The 6,162-nt window shown below is 59.0% G+C and carries 11 protein-coding genes; 7 read left to right on the forward strand and 4 right to left on the reverse strand.

The window, feature by feature from the left end; translation table 11 throughout:
- Positions 1-291 (forward strand): hypothetical protein (locus tag BMX67_RS19830; RefSeq protein ID WP_217645925.1); only part of this gene is annotated, 291 nt, incomplete at its 5' end.
- Positions 292-342: 51 nt separating this feature from the next.
- Positions 343-870, forward strand: a complete 528-nt coding sequence (locus BMX67_RS19120; RefSeq protein WP_090738304.1) for a hypothetical protein — start codon at positions 343-345, stop codon at positions 868-870.
- 408 nt (positions 871-1,278) lie between these two features.
- On the opposite strand, the gene BMX67_RS19125 is transcribed toward BMX67_RS19120, so the two are convergent.
- Genes BMX67_RS19125 through BMX67_RS19140 form a run of 4 tightly spaced genes read right to left on the reverse strand, consistent with a single transcriptional unit; the run spans position 1,279 to position 2,807 of the window.
- Complete coding sequence (locus tag BMX67_RS19125; RefSeq protein ID WP_090738306.1) at positions 1,279-1,521, reverse strand: ribbon-helix-helix domain-containing protein; 243 nt, start codon at positions 1,519-1,521, stop codon at positions 1,279-1,281.
- Positions 1,514-1,828, reverse strand: coding sequence for a hypothetical protein (locus tag BMX67_RS19130; protein WP_090738308.1), 315 nt, complete (start codon positions 1,826-1,828; stop codon positions 1,514-1,516). The genes BMX67_RS19125 and BMX67_RS19130 overlap by 8 nt, the downstream gene beginning before the upstream one ends.
- Entirely contained in the window at positions 1,825-2,436 is a 612-nt protein-coding gene (locus BMX67_RS19135) for a ParA family protein (protein ID WP_090738310.1), read from the reverse strand. Before BMX67_RS19135 ends, BMX67_RS19130 begins: the two co-directional genes overlap by 4 nt.
- Positions 2,433-2,807: a hypothetical protein gene (locus tag BMX67_RS19140; protein WP_139206586.1), complete on the reverse strand. Its 375-nt coding sequence runs from the start codon at positions 2,805-2,807 to the stop codon at positions 2,433-2,435. Before BMX67_RS19140 ends, BMX67_RS19135 begins: the two co-directional genes overlap by 4 nt.
- 146 nt (positions 2,808-2,953) lie before the next feature.
- On the opposite strand from BMX67_RS19140, the gene BMX67_RS19145 reads away from it, so the two are divergent.
- The 5 genes from BMX67_RS19145 to BMX67_RS19835 form a co-directional block, all read left to right on the forward strand.
- The gene (locus tag BMX67_RS19145) at positions 2,954-3,244 is read left to right on the forward strand and encodes a hypothetical protein (protein ID WP_139206587.1); all 291 of its coding nucleotides are present in this window, start codon (positions 2,954-2,956) and stop codon (positions 3,242-3,244) included.
- On the forward strand, positions 3,245-3,940 hold the full coding sequence (locus BMX67_RS19150; protein WP_090738317.1) for a recombinase family protein: 696 nt from the start codon (positions 3,245-3,247) through the stop codon (positions 3,938-3,940).
- A 241-nt stretch (positions 3,941-4,181) separates the two neighbouring features.
- On the forward strand, positions 4,182-5,024 hold the full coding sequence (locus BMX67_RS19160) for a replication initiator protein A (RefSeq protein WP_090738321.1): 843 nt from the start codon (positions 4,182-4,184) through the stop codon (positions 5,022-5,024).
- Between the two features lie 303 nt (positions 5,025-5,327).
- Complete coding sequence (locus BMX67_RS19165; RefSeq protein ID WP_090738323.1) at positions 5,328-5,531, forward strand: helix-turn-helix transcriptional regulator; 204 nt, start codon at positions 5,328-5,330, stop codon at positions 5,529-5,531.
- Between the two features lie 23 nt (positions 5,532-5,554).
- The coding region (locus BMX67_RS19835; RefSeq protein WP_217645926.1) for a hypothetical protein at positions 5,555-6,162 on the forward strand (608 nt) is incomplete at its 3' end.

A 6,162-nucleotide genomic window follows, 5' to 3' on the forward strand; every position in this document is an offset into this window, starting at 1 on the left:
CTAACAGGTAGTCCGGCCACATATGCCCGCTTGGGGCAGGGTGTAACGGCGCAGTCGGAATGCGGCGGATGGCAGATCAAGCGCAACATTGCCGTATCGCAGTTGGCGAGTGCGCAAAGGTGGGCGGGATACCTAGTCGATCAGGGGAAGCGTCATTTGATTGCCCCAAAGATTAAGGGAAAGGTGCTCGGCGTATCTCGATCAATCCACTACGCGCCCGTAGAGGCGCAGAGAGCGGCCCTAGAGGCATGGAAGCAGGATGTGGGCTGGATAGATGCGGAAAGCCAGTAAGGCCACTGAGCGTCCCGTATATCGCCTCTGAGCAGCAATGAAAGGTTCAGCATGGGAACGATCGAAAAGGCCAAGACGGACGATCTCGGGGTGAAGGTGAGCGGATCGGCCCGGACGGGACACAAGATCGAGCTAACATCGGAAAGCGCCCTGTGTCGGATATTCGGCACGTCTGACGAGATGCAAGCGAACGCCCTTCTGAGCCATTGCCTGAAGCCCCTGAAGGCGGACGAGGCCAGCGACGAGCACCCCGGCAATGACGAGCGGATATTCATGCTTTCCGTGATCCGTGATCTGGCCCCGCGTGATCCTGTCGAGCGCATGCTTGTGGTGCAGATGGCGGCAACGCACGTCGCAACGATCCGTTCGGCGCGATGGCTGGCGAACACCCAGAACATTCCCCAGGTCCAAGCCCATTACACCGGTTTCAACAAGCTCGCCCGGACATTTGCGGCCCAGGTCGAGGCCCTGAGAAAACACCGGACAGGCGGTGAACAACGGGTGACGGTGCAGCACGTCAACGTCGCGGACGGCGGGCAAGCAATCGTCGGCAACGTGAAAACCGGGGGGGCAGGCTAAAGCTTATGGCGCGACAATCACCAACCCGTAGCACCACTACGCCCATACTTCCGCAATTCAAAGATTACGGGGGAGGGGCGGCGCTGAATAATGGCGACAACCCCATGAGCAAGGCCCATGCGGCCCCCAGATGCACGGCAACGTCCAAGCGCACGGGCGAACGGTGCAAAGGCCCTGCGGTTCGCGGTTGGCGCGTCTGTCGCTTTCATGGTGCGGGCGGCGGGCATTCATCCGGCCCGGATCACCCATCTTGGCGTCATGGCATGCGGTCGCGGGAATGGATCGAGGCAAGGGCAGAGATCAACGAGCTGGTGCGAGAGGCCAGAGAGATAGAGCGCATGCTTTGCGGTGGCGCGTTTTGAAGTTAACGGCCCTATTTCTTGCCACCTTCACAAGTAATGCATGCATTCATGCATTCTTGGCGTAGGCGGCTATCGCCCGTTCAACGATCTCGGCAATGGGGACGCCCTCGGCATCGGCTAGGCTTTCGATCAACGCGCGGGTGCTGGGCTTCATGCGGACGGACATTTGATCGGAGCGGCGTTCGGCCTTCACCTTGTGCGGCCTCGCCCCTCTTTGCGGAATGCCCGTTTCTTTCGGTGTCGCGGCGGTGTCGATCATCCCGCCCAAGTCGAGGCCCTTCTTAGTCATTTTCGCCACCTTGGCTGGTCTTGCCCTTCCACCACAGAACAGAAAGGACGAGCGCGACAACCGCCCCCCCGGCGATGGCGGGGAGCTGAGAAAGTGACGCGATATTCTCAACTCTTGGGCCAAAGCCCCCTTCCCCTTCCATGAAGCCCCGGATCACAAAGCCCACAACTGCGGCAATCAAAACTGACGTGACGTTTGCTTTTAAGTCTGTAGCTTTGCGACGCATCAGGCGGCGGATAACCCATGCGATAGCAAGGATAGGGATTGCGCCGAATACGGCGTCGATCACGAAAACAGCCCAGTTCATTCGATCAGCCCTTTCACATATTCCCAGATTGCGGCCAGCTCTTGCGCGGCCTTTGTGTCGCCCGTCTCTGTCACGCCCTGCCCGGTCGCGGCCGTCTCGGCATAGATCACGCGCTGGGCGATATTCACGGGCGCAATGCGGCCATGCTGGGCAAGCACCCGCACGGCCTCGTCTGTGAGCTTGGCCCGTGGCGTCTGAGACATGACGAAGGCGAACGGGACGCCAGCGGCCCCCAGGGCGGCTATCGTGGCCCCTACGGCCCGGAGATCATCGGGGGATGGCCTGACGGGTATCAACGCCAGATCGGCAGCCCTGAGCGTCTCTGTGAGCCATGACGGCGCGGCGGGCGGGGTGTCGATCACGACGAGATCAAAACGGCCCAGAGCGGCCTCTAGCGTGGCCCTGAGCGCATGCGGTGCGGGATCATCGGCCAGCATCATCGGCGCGTCACTTTCCCGGCCCCGCCACCATGCCCGAAAGCTCTGTTGCGGATCGAGATCGAGCGCAAGCACCCTCTGCCCGTCCTGGGCGGCGGCAACCGCCAGATTGCGGGCGAGTGTCGTTTTCCCGGCCCCGCCTTTCTGAGCGGTTATGACGAGCGTTTTCATGTTGCGTTGTCCTTGCGGAAACCCCTGATTGCCCAACCAAGCATTATGCCCAGAGCTAAAAGCAGGAGGCTTGGGATCAGAACGGATTGGGCATATCCCGTCACGCGGATCACCCGCGCCGCTTGCCGTTCGCGCATCAATGTAAGGTCAGAAGCCACTTCGGCGCGGGTGGACATCTCACCACTTGGTAAAGTTACGGGATCGCTTGGCGCGTTCGCTAAGGCTTCCGCTCGTTCAATAGCGCGCCGCGCGGTCAGGTATTGCTTGAGCTGTTGATCGGGCCTTTCATCCATGAACATCAGTCCTGCCCATATCAGCGTTAGAATGAGCCAAATTCTGAACGAGCCTTTCCCCCAGTTGATACGCTGCATTACTGCCCCCCGTGTTCTGACGGCAGGAAACAAGAAACGGTAACGAAAAGCAATGAATGCTTGCTAGAATGCATGCATGCAACTATGCGTATAAACACGCTACGGACGTAGAGTCTTTATACAGCCTTTTTGGGGGGAGCCAGGACATGATCCTGCTATTTGTTAGCGTGATGGGTGCAATGGCCATTACATTCGCAATTGTAGAAAGCGCGGCAGAGGCGGCAGAGACTAGACGTGGCGTGCGGTATGTAATGCTAATTGGATGGCTGGCGGGGACGGTTTCCGCTGGTTCCTTGTCGCTAGGAACGGGGTGGTTGCTCAGCGGTTTATCCGACGAGTACTGGCAGCATCTTGCAAAAAGCAACTATGTTTGGGGCTTAGCTATCGGCGCTGTTGTTTGCCTAGGTTCCGCACAAGCTGCCGGCAAGGCCATCTAAATGCCCACTAGCTTTGTTATCTACCTTCGCGTGTCTACCGAGCGCCAAGGTCAGAGTGGCTTGGGTCTTGCGGCGCAACGGGCGGCGGTGATGGATCATGTCGCGGGCAAGGGCGAGATCGCAGCGGAATATGTCGAGATCGAGAGCGGCAAGCGCAACGAGCGCCCCCAGCTCGCCCGCGCGATGGCAGAGGCCAAGCGGATCGGCGCGGTGCTTTTGATCGCCAAGCTGGATCGCCTCGCCCGCAACGTCGCGTTCATTGCCAACCTGCTAGAAAGCGGGATCGAGATCGCGGCGGCGGATATGCCAGAGGCCAACCGCTTCCTGTTGCACGTCATGGCGGCGGTGGCGGAGCACGAGGCGCAAGCCATATCGGATCGCACCCGTGCAGCTCTAGCGGCGGCAAAGGCCCGTGGCGTGGCGCTGGGCTGGTCCATGCCTGAGCGCAGGGAGGAACAACGGCAGGCATCCCGCAAAGGCGCGGCCAAGAATGCTGAAAATGCATGCATGCATGCGGCTAACGTCTTACCCGTCATTCGCCAGATCGCGGCGGGCGGTGCATCTCTACGCAAGATCGCGGACGAGCTGAATGCTCGGGGGATCAAGACAGCGCGGGATGGCCTGTGGTATGCCGCAACAGTCAGAAACTTGCTCAATCGCCAGTTTGAGGCGGTAAGCTCAGAAAAGGCTGCTTAGAATGATCAGAAAACTACTCGTCAGTTTGGCGGTATTGGCGGCGCCACTTGGAAGCCCAGCCATTGCAAACGATCGAGATCAGTTTTGCGCAGGGTTTGAAGAAGGCTACAAAGCCATCAAGGGTGACATGGTCTTGATCCCGCTTTGTCCACTTGCCCCGCTCACCCCACTCGGATCGTCGCCATACCGTGAAGGCTTAAAGGCGGGGATGGCCGCCGCCCGATAGGTTGATAATGAGAACATGAGCGCAAACCGCCAGCTAGATTTATTCGTGGCCTTGATCGGTGACGTGCCGTTTCGGGACGAGAGAGAGGCCATGAGCGCCCCTCTCGTCGCCCTGTCCAAGAACAAGCGCACCCGGATTGAATGGGAAGGCCCCAGCGGCCAGAAAGTGCTTGTTACGGCCCCAGAGGATACGGGCATTGCGACGATCTGGGATTATGATGTGCTCTTGTGGGCGGTGTCGCAGATCAACGAGGCGGTGAATGCTGGCCTGCCCGTCTCGGCCCGGATCGAGTTTCACCCTTACAACCTGTTGAAGGCGGTAGGGCGCGACACTGGCGGCAAGGGATATGGCGAGCTGAAAGCGGCCTTGCATCGCCTCGGGTCAACGTCCGTCGCCTATGAAAGCCGTTCCCTGAAAAGCAAGCGCCGGAACCTCGGGCGGTTCAACCTGCTATCGGCATTCAAGATCGAGGAAACGGACGAAGGCCAAGCCAAGGCGGCATGGCTGGAATTGCCTCTGTGGCTTTTCGAAGCGGTGACGAAAGATCGGGATATTTTGTCGATCTCGCCAAAGTATTTCGATCTGACAAGCGGCCTTGATCGGTTCCTGTATCGCCTCGCCCGTCGCCATGTGGGCAGGCAAGCCGGGTGGATATTCACCTTTCGGGACTTGCACACCCGGAGCGGATCGGCCCAGCCCTACGGCCAGTTCGCCAGGGACTTGCGCAAAGCTATCGCCCGCAACGCCCTGCCCGAATACAGCATGAACGAGATCGAGGGGGCGAACGGCCCTTCCCTGGCGTTCAACCGTGATCCGGCCAAGATCGAATGGCGACAAGATCGGCGCTATAAGCTCTGAGCCTGTGGATAACTTAGCCCTGCCTTGTGAAAGCACTCGGGGTATCACCCACTCTGGCACTCGGGGTATCACCCACTTTCATTCGGGGTATCACCCACTTGCCCTAGTGAGATCGAGGCACAAGGCTATGAAAAGGAAACACATTCCAAGACGGAGATTTGCCGTAACTGTTTAACTATCTTCTAAAGAAGATATTCCTTAACGTTCGTTCGTCTTTTGTTCCGTTCACCCTTTCCGCATGGCCTCTGTTGTCGTATACTTGCATCCACAAGATGCGGTGTCAGGCACAAGGATTTGCGGAATATGGCTCAAGGTGCACAAGATCAGCTCATGACGGTGGCGGATGTGATCTCAGCAATGCGGATCAGCCGGAGCACCTGGCAAAAGCTCGTCGCCCAAAAGCGGACGCCCCCCATTGTGCGGATCGGCACAGTGCAGCGGATCAGGCCGGACGCCTTCGAGGCATGGCTAGGCCAGCACGAAAACGCGGCGGCAGAAAATACCTGAGAAAAATAGATGGGTGATATTTCGTGACGCTGCATCAAGCTCAGGTCAACGCGAATAGCCAAACCACAAAAGGATATGCCGGTTCAACGGCAAGCTCCTACGCGCGCGTATCCTTAGTAGGAGAAAACACCTGCTCCCCAGCCCTGTCACGGGTAACGGATCATTCGCGGCGCAGAATGAACGCCCGTGAACGTCGAGCGGCCCAAGACAAGCAGGCGCGATTACAGCGGCAAGCGGATCACTTCGCAGACGCCACAGCATTTGCCTACTTCATGGGGTGGCCCTTGGAACATCGCATAACGATCACCTGGGGCGGATGCTACGGCGGCGAAAGGATAGAGGGAAACATCCTCGGGCTAGACGACAAAGCCCGGAATGAACGCCTCCGCGCAGAGCTGGCACGCTTGCTAAGAAAGGCAGGGTATCCGCTCGCCTGCATCTGGTCGCGTGACGAAGGCGCACGGCTTGGACTTCATGTTCACCTCGGCCTGTATTGGCCCCTGCCCGACGACGAGCTTGTGAAACTGTTAACGCGCCTAACAGGTAGTCCGGCCACATATGCCCGCTTGGGGCAGGGTGTAACGGCGCAGTCGGAATGCGGCGGATGGCAGATCAAGCGCAACATTGCCGT

This window comes from Paracoccus homiensis, assembly GCF_900111675.1.
Classification (GTDB): Bacteria; Pseudomonadota; Alphaproteobacteria; order Rhodobacterales; family Rhodobacteraceae; genus Paracoccus; species Paracoccus homiensis.